At 54.7% G+C, this 16,746-nt stretch carries 12 protein-coding genes, 6 tRNA genes and 3 rRNA genes; 19 read left to right on the top strand and 2 right to left on the bottom strand.

The window, feature by feature from the left end:
• Window positions 1–127: 127 nt before the first annotated feature.
• The gene (gene argC / locus ACSSVH_RS23590) at window positions 128–1,162 is read left to right on the top strand and encodes an N-acetyl-gamma-glutamyl-phosphate reductase (RefSeq protein WP_169953837.1); all 1,035 of its coding nucleotides are present in this window, start codon (window positions 128–130) and stop codon (window positions 1,160–1,162) included.
• Window positions 1,163–1,325: 163 nt separating this feature from the next.
• Complete coding sequence (erpA, locus tag ACSSVH_RS23585; RefSeq protein ID WP_003176443.1) at window positions 1,326–1,676, top strand: iron-sulfur cluster insertion protein ErpA; 351 nt, start codon at window positions 1,326–1,328, stop codon at window positions 1,674–1,676.
• A 67-nt stretch (window positions 1,677–1,743) separates the two neighbouring features.
• Here the strand turns inward: erpA and ACSSVH_RS23580 are convergent, their stop codons facing one another.
• Window positions 1,744–2,835 carry an anhydro-N-acetylmuramic acid kinase gene (locus ACSSVH_RS23580; protein ID WP_492633802.1) on the bottom strand — a complete coding sequence of 364 codons (1,092 nt, stop codon included), beginning with the start codon at window positions 2,833–2,835 and terminating at the stop codon, window positions 1,744–1,746.
• A 3-nt stretch (window positions 2,836–2,838) separates the two neighbouring features.
• On the bottom strand, window positions 2,839–4,251 hold the full coding sequence (locus ACSSVH_RS23575; RefSeq protein WP_492633801.1) for a peptidoglycan DD-metalloendopeptidase family protein: 1,413 nt from the start codon (window positions 4,249–4,251) through the stop codon (window positions 2,839–2,841).
• Between the two features lie 210 nt (window positions 4,252–4,461).
• Here ACSSVH_RS23575 and tyrS point away from each other — a divergent pair, with 210 nt between their 5' ends.
• The 17 genes from tyrS to rplA all read left to right on the top strand — a co-directional run bounded on the left by tyrS (window position 4,462) and on the right by rplA (window position 16,563).
• On the top strand, window positions 4,462–5,661 hold the full coding sequence (gene tyrS, locus ACSSVH_RS23570) for a tyrosine--tRNA ligase (protein ID WP_170042264.1): 1,200 nt from the start codon (window positions 4,462–4,464) through the stop codon (window positions 5,659–5,661).
• Between the two features lie 496 nt (window positions 5,662–6,157).
• Window positions 6,158–7,694, top strand: a 16S ribosomal RNA gene (locus ACSSVH_RS23565).
• Window positions 7,695–7,776: 82 nt separating this feature from the next.
• Window positions 7,777–7,853 (top strand) — tRNA-Ile (locus ACSSVH_RS23560).
• Between the two features lie 30 nt (window positions 7,854–7,883).
• A tRNA-Ala gene (locus tag ACSSVH_RS23555) sits at window positions 7,884–7,959 on the top strand.
• 248 nt (window positions 7,960–8,207) lie between these two features.
• A 23S ribosomal RNA gene (locus tag ACSSVH_RS23550) occupies window positions 8,208–11,101 on the top strand.
• 154 nt (window positions 11,102–11,255) lie between these two features.
• Window positions 11,256–11,371: ribosomal RNA gene (rrf, locus tag ACSSVH_RS23545) — 5S ribosomal RNA — on the top strand.
• Together the 16S, 23S and 5S rRNA genes with 2 tRNA genes alongside form the textbook arrangement of a ribosomal RNA operon.
• A gap of 177 nt (window positions 11,372–11,548) precedes the next feature.
• Entirely contained in the window at window positions 11,549–12,508 is a 960-nt protein-coding gene (gene birA, locus ACSSVH_RS23540) for a bifunctional biotin--[acetyl-CoA-carboxylase] ligase/biotin operon repressor BirA (RefSeq protein WP_172312359.1), read from the top strand.
• A complete protein-coding gene (locus ACSSVH_RS23535; RefSeq protein ID WP_170041632.1) occupies window positions 12,498–13,247 on the top strand; it encodes a pantothenate kinase in 750 nt (249 codons plus the stop codon). The genes birA and ACSSVH_RS23535 overlap by 11 nt, the downstream gene beginning before the upstream one ends.
• Before the next feature lie 7 nt (window positions 13,248–13,254).
• Window positions 13,255–13,701: a hypothetical protein gene (locus tag ACSSVH_RS23530; RefSeq protein WP_492633800.1), complete on the top strand. Its 447-nt coding sequence runs from the start codon at window positions 13,255–13,257 to the stop codon at window positions 13,699–13,701.
• 142 nt (window positions 13,702–13,843) lie between these two features.
• Window positions 13,844–13,928, top strand: a tRNA-Tyr gene (locus ACSSVH_RS23525).
• A 24-nt stretch (window positions 13,929–13,952) separates the two neighbouring features.
• Window positions 13,953–14,026, top strand: a tRNA-Gly gene (locus ACSSVH_RS23520).
• 26 nt (window positions 14,027–14,052) lie between these two features.
• Window positions 14,053–14,128: transfer RNA gene (locus ACSSVH_RS23515), tRNA-Thr, on the top strand.
• 158 nt (window positions 14,129–14,286) lie between these two features.
• Window positions 14,287–14,362: transfer RNA gene (locus tag ACSSVH_RS23510), tRNA-Trp, on the top strand.
• Between the two features lie 45 nt (window positions 14,363–14,407).
• On the top strand, window positions 14,408–14,776 hold the full coding sequence (secE, locus tag ACSSVH_RS23505) for a preprotein translocase subunit SecE (RefSeq protein ID WP_076964128.1): 369 nt from the start codon (window positions 14,408–14,410) through the stop codon (window positions 14,774–14,776).
• Window positions 14,777–14,785: 9 nt separating this feature from the next.
• Window positions 14,786–15,319, top strand: coding sequence for a transcription termination/antitermination protein NusG (nusG, locus tag ACSSVH_RS23500; protein WP_003176436.1), 534 nt, complete (start codon window positions 14,786–14,788; stop codon window positions 15,317–15,319).
• A 117-nt stretch (window positions 15,320–15,436) separates the two neighbouring features.
• Window positions 15,437–15,868 (top strand): 50S ribosomal protein L11, encoded by a 432-nt coding sequence (rplK, locus tag ACSSVH_RS23495; RefSeq protein WP_003210097.1) that lies wholly within the window; start codon window positions 15,437–15,439, stop codon window positions 15,866–15,868.
• On the top strand, window positions 15,868–16,563 hold the full coding sequence (gene rplA / locus ACSSVH_RS23490; RefSeq protein WP_003176434.1) for a 50S ribosomal protein L1: 696 nt from the start codon (window positions 15,868–15,870) through the stop codon (window positions 16,561–16,563). The genes rplK and rplA overlap by 1 nt, the downstream gene beginning before the upstream one ends.
• Window positions 16,564–16,746 lie beyond the last annotated feature (183 nt).

Genomic DNA, 16,746 nt, shown 5'->3' with positions numbered 1-16,746 from the left:
TTCCCAGGTTCACGGTAACTGGAGATAGTAGAGGTTAGAGTGCGCGCACGTCACGTTGACGGTTGTCGCAGAACGATACGGCCCCTATTATCGACGGCTTTCCAGTGGGTTCGTTGAGGGCAGGTTTATGGTCAAGGTCGGTATCGTCGGCGGCACGGGTTACACCGGTGTCGAATTGCTGCGTCTGTTGGCTCAGCATCCGCAAGCTGAGGTGGTGGTCATCACCTCCCGATCCGAGGCCGGCCTGGCCGTTGCCGATATGTATCCCAACCTGCGCGGTCATTACGACGGCCTGGCGTTCAGCGTTCCGGATATCAAGACCCTGGGCGCCTGCGACGTGGTGTTCTTTGCCACGCCGCATGGGGTTGCGCATGCCTTGGCCGGCGAGCTGCTGGCGGCCGGGACCAAGGTCATCGACCTCTCTGCGGACTTCCGCCTGCAGGATGCCGATGAGTGGGCCAAGTGGTACGGCCAGCCCCATGGTGCTCCAGAGCTGCTCGAAGAGGCGGTGTATGGCTTGCCCGAGGTCAATCGCGAGCAGATCAAACAGGCGCGCCTGATTGCCGTGCCGGGTTGCTATCCGACGGCTACCCAGTTGGGTTTCCTGCCGCTGCTGGAGGCCGGGCTGGCTGATGCCTCGCGCCTGATTGCCGACTGCAAGTCGGGCGTCAGCGGTGCCGGTCGTGGTGCGGCTGTAGGCTCCTTGTACTCCGAGACCTCGGAAAGCATGAAGGCGTATGCTGTAAAGGGGCATCGCCATCTGCCGGAAATTCGCCAGGGACTGCGGCGTGCGGCTGGCAGTGACGTCGGCCTGACGTTCGTGCCGCACCTGACCCCGATGATCCGTGGGATTCACTCGACACTGTATGCAACGGTCGTAGATCGCTCGGTGGATCTGCAGGCATTGTTTGAAAAGCGTTATGCCAATGAGCCGTTCGTCGACGTAATGCCTGCCGGTAGCCACCCGGAAACCCGCAGCGTGCGCGGTGCCAACGTGTGCCGGATTGCCGTGCATCGGCCGCAGGATGGCGACCTGGTAGTGGTGCTGTCGGTAATCGATAACTTGGTCAAGGGCGCGTCGGGCCAGGCTGTACAGAACTTGAACATCTTGTTCGGCCTGGATGAGAAGCTCGGTTTGTCCCACGCCGGCATGCTGCCTTAAGGCGTTGGCTGCTGTGCAAAAGGCCCGTTGATCGGGCCTTTTGTGTTTTTAAGGGGCGCCGGGCAGATTGATATACCGTAACAATAGTTGACCGCTTTTCTAGGAGAAGCGGATAATGGCCGCCATCACGCATATGGCGGCGCTACGCCGGGAGATTATCAGCATGAGCGTTGAATCCTTCACCCCCACGGCTTTGCAATTCACCCACGGTGCTGCGCACAAGGTGAAGAGCCTGGTCGATGAAGAGGGTAATGATCGCTTGAAGCTGCGCGTATTCGTTACGGGCGGCGGTTGTTCAGGGTTTCAGTACGGCTTTACCTTCGATGAAGATGTGGCCGATGACGACACCATCGTCGAGCGCGAGGGCGTAAGCCTGGTCGTGGATCCGATGAGCTTCCAGTACTTGGCAGGCGCCGAGGTGGATTACCAGGAAGGTTTGGAAGGCTCGCGCTTTGTGATCAAGAACCCGAATGCCACCACGACGTGTGGTTGCGGTTCGTCGTTCTCGATCTGATCGATAGCGGATAGGCAAAACGCCGCTTGGCTCTTATGGAGCCAGGCGGCGTTTTGCTATGTGCGTGTCAGGCGGGGTAGATCGCGCCAAGTACGCGAAGGCCGCGTGCACCCGTCACGCTTGGGCGGTTGGCGGCGATGCCTTCAAGGCAGCAATGGGCCAGCCAGGCGAAGGCCATGGCTTCCACCCAGTCAGGGTCTACGCCGTGGGTGGCGGTGCTGCTCACGCGGGTGGCCGGTAGCATGGCGGCGAGGCGCTTCATCAGCGTCGTGTTGTGGGCGCCGCCGCCACATACCAGCAGGGTCTCGGTGTGCGGCTGTGCGGTTTTCAACGACTCGACGATGGTGTGCGCCGTCAGCTCCAGCAGCGTGGCCTGGACATCCTGTGCATCGAATGATGGCAGTCGACCGAGGTGGTGCCCCAGCCAAGACAGGTTGAAGACTTCGCGCCCAGTGCTTTTCGGGCCCTGGGTCAGGAAGAAAGGATCGCTGAGCAACGCGGTGAGCAGCTGTGGCTCGATCTTTCCTGTCGCAGCCCACTGGCCGTCGCGGTCAAAGGTGTCGCCCCGTTGCTGGTGAATCCAGGCGTCGAGCAGGACGTTGCCCGGGCCGCAGTCAAACCCCGCTACTGGTTTGCCGGTCTCGATCAGGCTCAGATTGCTGAAACCGCCGACATTCAGCACTGCCCGGTTGCCGCTGGTCTGGCCGAACAGCGCTTCGTGAAAGGCAGGCACCAGTGGCGCACCCTGGCCACCGGCGGCCACATCGCGACTACGGAAGTCACTGACGACGGTTATTCCAGTCAGCTCTGTCAGTAACGCGGGGTTGCCAATCTGCACGGTAAAGCCGCGGGCAGGTTCGTGGCGAATAGTCTGCCCATGACTGCCAATCGCCCGGATATCGGCGGGCGCGAGTTGCTGTTGCTCAAGCAGGGCATGAATGCCCTGGGCTGCGAGGGTGACCCAGTTTTGCTGGGCAATCGCCGAGCGCGCAATCTCGTCCGGGCCGCTGGCACAAAGGCCCAGCAGCTCCGCACGCAGGGATTCAGGCATGGGGATGTAATGCGTGGCGATCAGCTTGACCGCCGTGTTTTGCTCGATCAGTGCAATATCCAGGCCGTCGAGGCTGGTCCCGGACATCACACCTATATAGAGCGCCATCGCTTAACGCTTCGCCGAAGCCAGCATGGTGGCGCGTTCCTGGTCCATGCGTGCCATCAGCGGCTGGCTTTGCTGAAGAAAGCGGGCGCGCTCGGCCTTGGCGATGGGGTCGGCCATCGGCAACTTCTGGCCTAGCGGGTCGACGTGCACGCCGTTGACCTGGAACTCATAGTGCAGGTGCGGTCCGGTGGACAGGCCGGTGGTGCCGATATAGCCGATCACCTGGCCTTGCTTGACGTTGCCGCCGGTCTTCACGCCTTTGGCAAAGCCTTGCATATGCCCGTACAGCGTACGGTAGCTGTTGCCGTGCTGGATGATAACGGTATTGCCGTAGCCGCCCCGGCGCCCGGCCAGTAGTACCTTGCCGTCACCGGCAGCCTTGATTGGCGTGCCGCGGGGTGCTGCATAGTCCACACCTTTGTGGGCGCGGATTTTGTTCAGAATTGGATGCTTGCGGCCCATGGAAAAACGCGAGCTAATACGGGCGAAGTCAACCGGAGTACGGATGAAGGCCTTGCGCATGCTATTGCCGTCGGCGGTGTAGTAGCTGCTATTGCCTTGTTTGTTGGTGTAGCGCACGGCGGTGTAGGTCTTGCCGCGGTTGGTAAAGCGCGCCGACAGGATATTGCCGGTGCCGACAACCTTGCCATTGGCCACCTTTTGCTCGTAGATCACGTCGAACTCGTCACCCTGGCGAATATCCTGAGCAAAATCGATGTCGTAGCCAAACACGCTGGCCATGTCCATGGTCATGTTGTGGGACAGGCCTGCGCGCGCCGCCGACTGGGACAGCGAGCTGTTGATCACGCCATGAATATAGGCAGAGCGCATTACCGGCTTGGTGGTCACGCGATTGAAGGCAAAGCCCTTGGCGCCCTTGGTCAGGGTGATGCTTTCAAGGTCATTGAGATTGCTGTGCAGGGTGGTCAGTTGACCGTCTGGGCTGAGCTCGAACTCAAGCTTCTGGCCGCGCTTGAGCTGGGTGAATTGCTTGGCTTGCTTGTCGCTGGCCAGCACATCGTTAACGGTCGCGGCTGGAAGGCCGACTTTCTCGAACAGTGTCGACAGTGTGTCGCCTTTGGCCACGATCACTTCACGGTGTTCGGGACCTTTTGCTACCTGGGGTACAGGTGCTGCCTGGGCGGTTTCCTTGGTGTCATCCGTGCTGTCTTCAATCTGTGCAAAGGGTGACTCGACGCTCGCGGTTGTGGCTTGTTGGGCGTCAGAAGCGTCTTGGTCTTGTGTCAGTTGTTCAACCGGACTCTCCAAGTCAAGACTCAGGGTCGTTCGTTTGGCTTCTACGTCACTGGAAGGGAATACCAGGAGTGCCAGGCTGAGAAGGGCGGCGATACCACTTGCGGCAAGCAGGTGGGTCTTCGGGTAAAGCGGCGGCGCTTTAGACGGTTCAGTGGTCATAGGTAATTTTGACTTTGAAAAGATGAAATGGAAAAGATGAATGACATGATGAAGATGAAATAACTGTATAAAATATAACCAAATCATCTGTGGTGCAAGCTTGCGAATGCCGAGCTCGCCGAATGGTGTCCGTTTGCAGGGCAAAACTTGTAATTAGTCCCTGATCTTGTATGGTTGGTTCCCTTTGAATCTGAGCTTTGCGGGTCTGTTATGAAGTCGGTTGAAGAGCAGCTAGCGCTGATCAAACGTGGTGCGGAAGAACTGTTGGTCGAGGCCGAGCTGATCGAAAAGCTCAAGCGTGGCCAACCCCTTCGTATTAAGGCTGGCTTTGATCCGACGGCACCGGATCTGCACCTGGGTCATACCGTGCTTATTAATAAGCTGCGTCAGTTCCAGGAACTGGGGCATCAGGTGATCTTCCTTATAGGTGATTTCACCGGGATGATCGGCGATCCGAGCGGCAAGAGTGCTACGCGCCCGCCGCTGACCCGTGAACAGGTCCTCGATAATGCCGAGACCTACAAGACTCAGGTCTTCAAGATTCTTGATCCGGCCAAGACCGAAGTGGCGTTCAATTCCACCTGGATGGATAAAATGGGGCCGGCGGACTTCATTCGTCTGACGTCCCAGTACACCGTTGCGCGGATGCTCGAGCGCGATGACTTCGATAAGCGCTACTCCACCAATCAGCCCATCGCGATTCACGAGTTCCTGTACCCGTTGGTTCAAGGGTATGACTCGGTGGCGCTGCGTGCGGATGTCGAGCTGGGCGGTACCGATCAGAAGTTCAACCTGTTGATGGGGCGTGAACTGCAGCGCGCGTATGGTCAGGAGGCTCAATGCATTCTGACCATGCCATTGCTGGAAGGGTTGGATGGCGTGAAGAAGATGTCCAAGTCGTTGGGCAACTATGTCGGCATCCAGGAAGCGCCGGGTGTGATGTACGGCAAGCTGGTTTCTATCCCTGATGCTTTGATGTGGCGGTACTTCGAGTTGTTGAGCTTCCGCTCGATGGATGAGATCAACGCGTTGCGTGCCGATGTGGAGGCGGGTGCGAACCCGCGGGACGTCAAGATCAAGCTGGCGGAAGAAATTGTTGCGCGCTTCCACGGCGAGGAGGCTGCGGCCAGTGCTCATCGTGCTGCGGGCAATCGTATGAAGGATGGCGAGCTGCCGGATGATCTGCCTGAGATTGAATTGACTGCTGGCGAGGCGATGCCGATCGCGGCTGTCCTTAATAAGGCGGGATTGGTGAAGAACTCGGCGGTTGCACGCGACCTTCTCGGCTCCGGTGGTGTGCGTATAGATGGTGAGGTTGTCGATCGCTCCTTTATATACGAGCTGGGTGCGACCCACGTTTGCCAGGCCGGCAAGAAGGCATTTGCGCGGATTACGCTTAAATCCGAATAAACCTGAAAGTAACGGTTGACGGCGATTTATATCTGTCTATAATTCGCCCCACTTCCGGCGCAGTCGAAACGGAAAACTCCTTGGTAAACAAAGAGTTATGTAGTTTTCGGCAGCAGGTTGCTTCAGTACATCGAAGCCAAAAGGAAGTTGAAAAAGAGGTGTTGACAGCAGCGTGTAACGCTGTAGAATTCGCCTCCCGCTGACGAGAGATCGAAAGCGCAAGTGGTTGAAGTTGTTGAGGAAAACCTCGAAAGCTTCTGAAAATAATCACTTGACAGCAAATGAGGCTGCTGTAGAATGCGCGCCTCGGTTGAGATGAAAGATCTTAACCAACCGCTCTTTAACAACTGAATCAAGCAATTCGTGTGGGTGCTTGTGGAGTCAGACTGATAGTCAACAAGATTATCAGCATCACAAGTTACTCCGCGAGAAATCAAAGATGTAACCAACGATTGCTGAGCCAAGTTTAGGGTTTCTTAAAAACCCAAAGATGTTTGAACTGAAGAGTTTGATCATGGCTCAGATTGAACGCTGGCGGCAGGCCTAACACATGCAAGTCGAGCGGTAGAGAGAAGCTTGCTTCTCTTGAGAGCGGCGGACGGGTGAGTAATGCCTAGGAATCTGCCTGGTAGTGGGGGATAACGTTCGGAAACGGACGCTAATACCGCATACGTCCTACGGGAGAAAGCAGGGGACCTTCGGGCCTTGCGCTATCAGATGAGCCTAGGTCGGATTAGCTAGTTGGTGGGGTAATGGCTCACCAAGGCGACGATCCGTAACTGGTCTGAGAGGATGATCAGTCACACTGGAACTGAGACACGGTCCAGACTCCTACGGGAGGCAGCAGTGGGGAATATTGGACAATGGGCGAAAGCCTGATCCAGCCATGCCGCGTGTGTGAAGAAGGTCTTCGGATTGTAAAGCACTTTAAGTTGGGAGGAAGGGTTGTAGATTAATACTCTGCAATTTTGACGTTACCGACAGAATAAGCACCGGCTAACTCTGTGCCAGCAGCCGCGGTAATACAGAGGGTGCAAGCGTTAATCGGAATTACTGGGCGTAAAGCGCGCGTAGGTGGTTAGTTAAGTTGGATGTGAAATCCCCGGGCTCAACCTGGGAACTGCATTCAAAACTGACTGACTAGAGTATGGTAGAGGGTGGTGGAATTTCCTGTGTAGCGGTGAAATGCGTAGATATAGGAAGGAACACCAGTGGCGAAGGCGACCACCTGGACTGATACTGACACTGAGGTGCGAAAGCGTGGGGAGCAAACAGGATTAGATACCCTGGTAGTCCACGCCGTAAACGATGTCAACTAGCCGTTGGGAGCCTTGAGCTCTTAGTGGCGCAGCTAACGCATTAAGTTGACCGCCTGGGGAGTACGGCCGCAAGGTTAAAACTCAAATGAATTGACGGGGGCCCGCACAAGCGGTGGAGCATGTGGTTTAATTCGAAGCAACGCGAAGAACCTTACCAGGCCTTGACATCCAATGAACTTTCTAGAGATAGATTGGTGCCTTCGGGAACATTGAGACAGGTGCTGCATGGCTGTCGTCAGCTCGTGTCGTGAGATGTTGGGTTAAGTCCCGTAACGAGCGCAACCCTTGTCCTTAGTTACCAGCACGTAATGGTGGGCACTCTAAGGAGACTGCCGGTGACAAACCGGAGGAAGGTGGGGATGACGTCAAGTCATCATGGCCCTTACGGCCTGGGCTACACACGTGCTACAATGGTCGGTACAGAGGGTTGCCAAGCCGCGAGGTGGAGCTAATCCCACAAAACCGATCGTAGTCCGGATCGCAGTCTGCAACTCGACTGCGTGAAGTCGGAATCGCTAGTAATCGCGAATCAGAATGTCGCGGTGAATACGTTCCCGGGCCTTGTACACACCGCCCGTCACACCATGGGAGTGGGTTGCACCAGAAGTAGCTAGTCTAACCTTCGGGAGGACGGTTACCACGGTGTGATTCATGACTGGGGTGAAGTCGTAACAAGGTAGCCGTAGGGGAACCTGCGGCTGGATCACCTCCTTAATCGACGACATCAGCTGCTCCATAAGTTCCCACACGAATTGCTTGATTCATTGAAGAAGACGAAAAGAAGCAGCCCGAAATTGGGTCTGTAGCTCAGTTGGTTAGAGCGCACCCCTGATAAGGGTGAGGTCGGCAGTTCGAATCTGCCCAGACCCACCAATTTTGTGTGGGAAACGCCTGTAGAAATACGGGGCCATAGCTCAGCTGGGAGAGCGCCTGCCTTGCACGCAGGAGGTCAACGGTTCGATCCCGTTTGGCTCCACCACTACTGCTTCTGTTTGTATAAAGCTTAGAAATGAGCATTCCATCATTGTGATGGTGAATGTTGATTTCTAGTCTTTGACTAGTTCGTTCTTTAAAAATTTGGGTATGTGATAGAAAGATAGACTGAACGTTACTTTCACTGGTAACGGATCAGGCTAAGGTAAAATTTGTGAGTTACTCAAATTGAGTATTATCGAATTTTCGGCGAATGTCGTCTTCACAGTATAACCAGATTGCTTGGGGTTATATGGTCAAGTGAAGAAGCGCATACGGTGGATGCCTTGGCAGTCAGAGGCGATGAAAGACGTGGTAGCCTGCGAAAAGCTTCGGGGAGTCGGCAAACAGACTTTGATCCGGAGATGTCTGAATGGGGGAACCCAGCCATCATAAGATGGTTATCTTAAGCTGAATACATAGGCTTAAGAGGCGAACCAGGGGAACTGAAACATCTAAGTACCCTGAGGAAAAGAAATCAACCGAGATTCCCTTAGTAGTGGCGAGCGAACGGGGACTAGCCCTTAAGTGGCTTTGAGATTAGCGGAACGCTCTGGAAAGTGCGGCCATAGTGGGTGATAGCCCTGTACGCGAAAATCTCTTAGTCATGAAATCGAGTAGGACGGAGCACGAGAAACTTTGTCTGAATATGGGGGGACCATCCTCCAAGGCTAAATACTACTGACTGACCGATAGTGAACTAGTACCGTGAGGGAAAGGCGAAAAGAACCCCGGAGAGGGGAGTGAAATAGATCCTGAAACCGTATGCGTACAAGCAGTGGGAGCCCACTTTGTTGGGTGACTGCGTACCTTTTGTATAATGGGTCAGCGACTTATTTTCAGTGGCGAGCTTAACCGAATAGGGGAGGCGTAGCGAAAGCGAGTCTTAATAGGGCGTCTAGTCGCTGGGAATAGACCCGAAACCGGGCGATCTATCCATGGGCAGGTTGAAGGTTGGGTAACACTAACTGGAGGACCGAACCGACTACCGTTGAAAAGTTAGCGGATGACCTGTGGATCGGAGTGAAAGGCTAATCAAGCTCGGAGATAGCTGGTTCTCCTCGAAAGCTATTTAGGTAGCGCCTCATGTATCACTGTAGGGGGTAGAGCACTGTTTCGGCTAGGGGGTCATCCCGACTTACCAAACCGATGCAAACTCCGAATACCTACAAGTGCCGAGCATGGGAGACACACGGCGGGTGCTAACGTCCGTCGTGAAAAGGGAAACAACCCAGACCGTCAGCTAAGGTCCCAAAGTTATGGTTAAGTGGGAAACGATGTGGGAAGGCTTAGACAGCTAGGAGGTTGGCTTAGAAGCAGCCACCCTTTAAAGAAAGCGTAATAGCTCACTAGTCGAGTCGGCCTGCGCGGAAGATGTAACGGGGCTCAAACCATACACCGAAGCTACGGGTATCACCTTCGGGTGATGCGGTAGAGGAGCGTTCTGTAAGCCTGTGAAGGTGAGTTGAGAAGCTTGCTGGAGGTATCAGAAGTGCGAATGCTGACATGAGTAACGACAATGGGTGTGAAAAACACCCACGCCGAAAGACCAAGGTTTCCTGCGCAACGTTAATCGACGCAGGGTTAGTCGGTCCCTAAGGCGAGGCTGAAAAGCGTAGTCGATGGAAAACAGGTTAATATTCCTGTACTTCTGGTTATTGCGATGGAGGGACGGAGAAGGCTAGGCCAGCTTGGCGTTGGTTGTCCAAGTTTAAGGTGGTAGGCTGGAATCTTAGGTAAATCCGGGATTCTAAGGCCGAGAGCTGATGACGAGTTACCCTTTGGGTGACGAAGTGGTTGATGCCATGCTTCCAAGAAAAGCTTCTAAGCTTCAGGTAACCAGGAACCGTACCCCAAACCGACACAGGTGGTTGGGTAGAGAATACCAAGGCGCTTGAGAGAACTCGGGTGAAGGAACTAGGCAAAATGGCACCGTAACTTCGGGAGAAGGTGCGCCGGTGAGGGTGAAGGACTTGCTCCGTAAGCTCATGCCGGTCGAAGATACCAGGCCGCTGCGACTGTTTATTAAAAACACAGCACTCTGCAAACACGAAAGTGGACGTATAGGGTGTGACGCCTGCCCGGTGCCGGAAGGTTAATTGATGGGGTTAGCTAACGCGAAGCTCTTGATCGAAGCCCCGGTAAACGGCGGCCGTAACTATAACGGTCCTAAGGTAGCGAAATTCCTTGTCGGGTAAGTTCCGACCTGCACGAATGGCGTAACGATGGCGGCGCTGTCTCCACCCGAGACTCAGTGAAATTGAAATCGCTGTGAAGATGCAGTGTATCCGCGGCTAGACGGAAAGACCCCGTGAACCTTTACTATAGCTTTGCACTGGACTTTGAATTTGCTTGTGTAGGATAGGTGGGAGGCTTTGAAGCGTGGACGCCAGTTCGCGTGGAGCCAACCTTGAAATACCACCCTGGCAACTTTGAGGTTCTAACTCAGGTCCGTTATCCGGATCGAGGACAGTGTATGGTGGGTAGTTTGACTGGGGCGGTCTCCTCCTAAAGAGTAACGGAGGAGTACGAAGGTGCGCTCAGACCGGTCGGAAATCGGTCGTAGAGTATAAAGGCAAAAGCGCGCTTGACTGCGAGACAGACACGTCGAGCAGGTACGAAAGTAGGTCTTAGTGATCCGGTGGTTCTGTATGGAAGGGCCATCGCTCAACGGATAAAAGGTACTCCGGGGATAACAGGCTGATACCGCCCAAGAGTTCATATCGACGGCGGTGTTTGGCACCTCGATGTCGGCTCATCACATCCTGGGGCTGAAGCCGGTCCCAAGGGTATGGCTGTTCGCCATTTAAAGTGGTACGCGAGCTGGGTTTAGAACGTCGTGAGACAGTTCGGTCCCTATCTGCCGTGGACGTTTGAGATTTGAGAGGGGCTGCTCCTAGTACGAGAGGACCGGAGTGGACGAACCTCTGGTGTTCCGGTTGTCACGCCAGTGGCATTGCCGGGTAGCTATGTTCGGAATAGATAACCGCTGAAAGCATCTAAGCGGGAAACTAGCCTCAAGATGAGATCTCACTGGAACCTTGAGTTCCCTGAAGGGCCGTCGAAGACTACGACGTTGATAGGTTGGGTGTGTAAGCGCTGTGAGGCGTTGAGCTAACCAATACTAATTGCCCGTGAGGCTTGACCATATAACACCCAAGCAATTTGTTTCTCGAAAGAGCATCAGATTGCGGTGTGTGAAGACGAAATGAACCGAAAGTTCGAATCTCACAAAACACCGAAAGCTGTCACATACCCAATTTGCTGAAGCGAGGCACTTGCCACGACTCAGTACCCGAATTTCTTGACGACCATAGAGCATTGGAACCACCTGATCCCATCCCGAACTCAGCAGTGAAACGATGCATCGCCGATGGTAGTGTGGGGTTTCCCCATGTGAGAGTAGGTCATCGTCAAGATTAAATTCCGAAACCCCAATTGCGAAAGCAGTTGGGGTTTTGTTTTGGGCGGGCGAAAACCGGAAAATTCTTGGTCGGTTGTCTAGTTGAGGTTGCTCTATCGCCTGTTATGTTGCTTTCTATGCAATGGCTCTGCGCATGGCTATCATGCGTGCCTCATTGTGAGGCGAGACCTGCATGCTGACGTTGTTAAAACTTCTGAAAGATGGCCGATTCCACTCGGGTGAAGCGCTAGGTGCGGTCCTGGGTGTCAGTCGTAGTGCTGTGTGGAAACAGCTCCAGCATCTGGAGGTTGAGCTGGGCCTGACGATTCATAAGGTCAGGGGGAAAGGCTATCAATTGGCATCCCCGCTGGTTCTATTGAGTGCTGACGAGATCGCCTTGAAGTCGCCGGTCTGTGCGGGTTCGGTTTTCATCTCGGATACCATCGACTCCACGAATGCCGAAGCTTTGCGTCTAATCGATGCGGGGCAGGCGGCGCCGTTCCTGGTTCTGTCGGAGCAGCAAACTGCAGGCAGGGGGCGTCGAGGGCGTAAGTGGGTCAGTCCGTTTGCACAGAATGTTTATTACAGCCTTGTACTTCGTATCGATGGTGGTTTGCGACAGCTCGAAGGTTTGAGTCTTGTGGTGGGCTTGGCGGTAATGCAAACCCTGCGCGACCTGGGTGTTCAGGGTTCGGGTTTGAAATGGCCGAATGATGTTCTTGTTGGGTCAAAAAAGATTGCGGGCATCCTTCTTGAGTTGGTAGGCGATCCTGCTGATGTGTGCCATGTAGTGCTCGGTATTGGTATCAATGCCAACATGCAAAGCGCCGCAGAAGTTGATCAGCAGTGGACATCGATACAGCTCGAAACGGGTCGCAGGGTAGATCGAAATCATCTGGTCGCTCACCTGGGTCAGGCATTGCAGGCTTATCTCGAGCGTCATAGAGATTCCGGCTTCTCGGTGATCCGCGAGGAGTGGGAGCGGAGTCATCTATGGCAGGGCAGGGCGGTGTCATTGATCGCCGGTGTTAACCAAGTAGACGGGGTTGTGCTAGGTATTGACGGTCAGGGCGCGCTGCGTCTCGAAGTGGATGGTGTTGAGAAAATATACAGTGGCGGTGAGTTAAGCCTGAGGTTGCGTGATGATTCTTGAGCTCGACTGTGGGAATAGCTTCATCAAATGGCGAGTTCTGGAGGCGAACCAGGCGGTCGTTTTCGCTGAAGGCGTTGTGGATTCCGATGTGGCGTTGTTGGGTGGCCTCCATTCATTGGCTGGTCTTTCACTGCAACACTGTAGGTTGGTGAGCGTGCGCGCCCAGGAGGAGACGAATCGTCTGGTCGGCGTGTTGGTTGCCGCTTTTGGTGTCTCTATAAGCTGTGCTGCGCCGTCGCGTGAGATGGCGGGTGTGCGCAATGGATATGAGGAATATGCCCGCCTGGGGCTGGATCGTTGGTTGGCAATGCTGGGAGGCTTCCGCCTGGCCTCTGGGGCATGTTTGGTGCTGGATTTTGGTACGGCGGCCACTGCTGATTTCATTACGGCGGATGGCGAGCATCTTGGGGGATTTATCTGCCCTGGCATGCCGCTGATGCGCAATCAGCTGCGAACCCACACCCGTAAAATACGTTATGACGATGTTGCAGCTGAGCGTGCGCTGGAAAGCCTGGTGCCTGGACGTACGACTGCACAAGCCGTAGAGCGTGGTTGTACGCTCATGCTTCGCGGCTTCGCTGAGTCGCAACTGGAGCTGGCCCAGAGTTACTGGGGCGAAGACTTCTCAGTATTCCTTACGGGTGGTGATGCTGAGTTAGTCGCCGATGCTCTGCCAGGCGCTCGGTTCGTTCCGGACCTGGTATTTGTTGGTCTGGCGATGGCATGCCCTTTGTCTTGAGGTTTCTATGCGTTGGTTGTTTCTGTTGTTGCTGGTTCTCAATGTCTTTTATTACATCTGGCACCAGCAGGAGGCCCCGTTGCGTGCGAAGGATGTAACGCCCCTGGCGCTGTATCGGGGCTCTCAGCAGGATATTCAATTGCTGAGTGAGTCAGCGGACGCAATGACCCGTCGTGATCGGCCCAGGGCGCCAGAAGCGCCGGCCGGTTGCTTGTATATAGGCGGCTTTGCCAGTCAGGAGCAGGCGCAGTTCCTCGAGCAGCGCCTGACCAGTCTGGATATCAAGGTCAGGATCCAGTCATTGGCTGGTGCAGGTATGCCCGCTTTTTGGTTGCGTGTGGCACCTGAAAGTCGCCGCTTGGCTGACGATCTGCCGTTTGAAAGCCTTGCTAATGAATTCAATGAGTTAAAACATAAAATAATGCCGTGCGAAGGCATTGCAAGTGTCGAATAGTTTGCATAGAATGGCGCCCGCTCCACAGCGATGACCTACTTGGGAAATTGGTGTGAAGCGATCGTCACGCAGCTAACCTCATATTTTTAATGAGAAAATGCTTGACAGAAGGTCGGCGTAATGTAAAATGCCGGCTCGCTTAGGAGGGGTTCCCGAGCGGCCAAAGGGATCAGACTGTAAATCTGACGTCTACGACTTCGAAGGTTCGAATCCTTCCCCCTCCACCATTTTTAGCGTGAGCTGCAAGCTCCGCGGGTATAGTTTAGTGGTAGAACCTCAGCCTTCCAAGCTGATGATGCGGGTTCGATTCCCGCTACCCGCTCCAAGTTTGCAGGTTGTGCAAGGTGTTTTGCTCTTGTAGCTCAGTTGGTAGAGCACACCCTTGGTAAGGGTGAGGTCAGCGGTTCAAATCCGCTCAAGAGCTCCATATAACAAGGCAGATATGAAAATATCTGCCTTTGTTTTAACAGCTGTCTCAGCTTGATTCTTTTTTACCTGGTGTTGTCGGGTTGTTTCAAGTCTCTTGGGGTTGGTTGTTGTAAAGTCTTTTTCAGGCCTGCATAATGGTCGGCCTGATTTTGTTTTAGGTCAGTAGCTCAATTGGCAGAGCGACGGTCTCCAAAACCGTAGGTTGGGGGTTCGATTCCCTCCTGACCTGCCAGATTCACGTGGTGTATCTGGCTTTCTTTTCACAGGATCTTCATAGATGACTCCTAAGGCTGAAGCTCAAAGCTCTCGTTTCGATCTGGTTAAGTGGCTCGCTGTCGTCGCTTTGGTGGTCGTAGGCGTTGTTGGCAATCAGTATTATTCTGCTTCGCCGATCCTGTACCGCGTACTCGTATTGCTCGCTCTCGCTGCTGCGGCCGTCTTCATCGGTCTGCAGACTGTAAAGGGTAAGTCTTTCGCCGTACTGGTTAAGGAAGCTCGCACCGAAATACGTAAAGTCGTTTGGCCGACTCGCCAAGAAACCACGCAGACCACGCTGATTGTTGTGGCTGTTGTTTTGGTTATGGCGTTGCTGTTGTGGGGGCTTGATTCCCTGCTCGGCTGGCTTGTTTCCTTGATTGTTGGCTAAGGGTGTCCCGTGGCTAAGCGTTGGTACGTTGTGCATGCTTACTCGGGTTACGAGAAGCATGTCATGCGCTCTTTGCTAGAGCGCGTAAAGCTGGCAGGCATGGAAGATGGCTTCGGCGAAATTCTGGTTCCCACTGAAGAAGTGGTTGAAATGCGTAATGGCCAGAAGCGCAAAAGCGAACGCAAGTTCTTCCCTGGCTACGTGCTGGTACAGATGGACATGAATGAGGGTACTTGGCACTTGGTCAAGGATACCCCTCGCGTCATGGGCTTCATTGGTGGTACCGCCGATAAGCCTGCGCCGATCACTGACAAGGAAGCGGAAGCGATTCTGCGCCGTGTTGCTGATGGTAGCGACAAGCCGAAGCCGAAGACGTTGTTCGAGCCGGGCGAGGTTGTTCGTGTCACTGATGGTCCGTTTGCTGATTTCAACGGCACTGTCGAAGAAGTTAACTACGAAAAGAGCCGGATCCAAGTGGCGGTGCTCATTTTCGGTCGCTCTACCCCGGTAGAGTTGGAGTTCAGTCAGGTCGAAAAGGTCTAGCTGACAAAGCATCCCAACCCCGCAGCCTTAGGCTGTGGGGTTTTGTCGTCACTGGGATAAACGCGCAAGTAACCGGGGAGCCTTTCGAGGCGCTTGAACCCGTAATTGGAGTGCCTCATGGCCAAGAAGATTACCGCTTACATCAAGCTGCAAGTGAAGGCCGCACAGGCCAACCCTAGCCCACCCGTCGGTCCAGCTCTGGGTCAGCACGGCGTGAACATCATGGAATTCTGCAAGGCCTTCAACGCCCGTACTCAGGGTATTGAGCCAGGTCTGCCGACTCCAGTGATCATCACTGTATACAGCGACCGTAGCTTCACCTTCGAAACCAAGTCGACCCCGGCTTCGGTTTTGTTGAAGAAAGCTGCAGGTCTGACTAGCGGTTCCGCTCGTCCGAACACCGTTAAGGTTGGCACCGTAACTCGTGCTCAGCTGGAAGAGATCGCGAAAACCAAAAACGCGGATCTGACTGCAGCTGATATGGATGCAGCCGTGCGTACCATCGCCGGTTCTGCTCGTAGCATGGGCCTTAACGTGGAGGGTGTGTAATGGCTAAGCTGACCAAGCGCCAAAAGGCTATCGCCGGCAAAATCGAAGCGGGCAAGTCCTACAATTTTGTAGACGCTGCTGCTCTGCTGACCGAGCTGTCGACTGTCAAGTTCAGCGAGTCCGTTGACGTTGCTGTAAACCTGGGTGTTGACCCACGTAAATCCGACCAGGTCGTTCGTAGCGCTACTGTGCTGCCACACGGTACTGGCAAGACCGTACGTGTTGCTGTCTTCACCCAAGGCCCGGCAGCTGAAGCTGCTCTGGCCGCTGGCGCCGATCGCGTTGGCATGGACGACCTGGCTGCCGAAATGAAGGGCGGCGACCTGAACTATGACGTAGTTATTGCCTCCCCGGATGCAATGCGCGTTGTAGGTCAGTTGGGTCAGATCCTGGGCCCACGTGGTCTGATGCCTAACCCGAAAGTCGGTACCGTAACTCCAGACGTAGCTACCGCGGTTAAAAACGCCAAGGCTGGTCAGGTTCGTTATCGCACTGACAAAAACGGCATCATTCACACCTCCGTTGGCAAGGTCGGCTTCGACGCCGTCAAGCTGAAGGAAAACGTTGAAGCCCTGATCGCTGATCTGAAGCGTATCAAGCCAGCTTCCTCGAAAGGTATCTACGTCAAGCGCGTTACCCTGAGCACCACTATGGGCCCAGGTCTGGTCATCGACCAAGGCTCGCTGGACGTATAAGACACAAACTGGCGCGAGAGATCGCGCCAGTTGAAAAAATTGGGGTCCCTGCCTGGCGGGGGCTATCCAAGACCGTAGGCGACGCAAGTCTTAAACCATCAAGCCTACGCAGATGGTGCTCCCGGTTCCTTACCGAATCAGACACCAAAACGACATCCGGCCTAGGCCAGATGAAACGGTAAC

This window comes from Pseudomonas sp. HC1(2025), assembly GCF_058742075.1.
This window is presented reverse-complemented; position numbering and strand designations above follow the sequence as displayed.

Excerpts from the sequence above, each read along its gene's own strand:
- argC (WP_169953837.1), top strand. The coding sequence starts at position 128 with ATGGTCAAGGTCGGTATCGTCGGCGGCACGGGTTACACCGGTGTCGAA.
- erpA (WP_003176443.1), top strand. The coding sequence starts at position 1,326 with ATGAGCGTTGAATCCTTCACCCCCACGGCTTTGCAATTCACCCACGGT.
- ACSSVH_RS23580 (WP_492633802.1), bottom strand. The coding sequence starts at position 2,835 with ATGGCGCTCTATATAGGTGTGATGTCCGGGACCAGCCTCGACGGCCTG.
- ACSSVH_RS23575 (WP_492633801.1), bottom strand. The coding sequence starts at position 4,251 with ATGACCACTGAACCGTCTAAAGCGCCGCCGCTTTACCCGAAGACCCAC.
- tyrS (WP_170042264.1), top strand. The coding sequence starts at position 4,462 with ATGAAGTCGGTTGAAGAGCAGCTAGCGCTGATCAAACGTGGTGCGGAA.
- birA (WP_172312359.1), top strand. The coding sequence starts at position 11,549 with ATGCTGACGTTGTTAAAACTTCTGAAAGATGGCCGATTCCACTCGGGT.
- ACSSVH_RS23535 (WP_170041632.1), top strand. The coding sequence starts at position 12,498 with ATGATTCTTGAGCTCGACTGTGGGAATAGCTTCATCAAATGGCGAGTT.
- ACSSVH_RS23530 (WP_492633800.1), top strand. The coding sequence starts at position 13,255 with ATGCGTTGGTTGTTTCTGTTGTTGCTGGTTCTCAATGTCTTTTATTAC.
- secE (WP_076964128.1), top strand. The coding sequence starts at position 14,408 with ATGACTCCTAAGGCTGAAGCTCAAAGCTCTCGTTTCGATCTGGTTAAG.
- rplK (WP_003210097.1), top strand. The coding sequence starts at position 15,437 with ATGGCCAAGAAGATTACCGCTTACATCAAGCTGCAAGTGAAGGCCGCA.
- rplA (WP_003176434.1), top strand. The coding sequence starts at position 15,868 with ATGGCTAAGCTGACCAAGCGCCAAAAGGCTATCGCCGGCAAAATCGAA.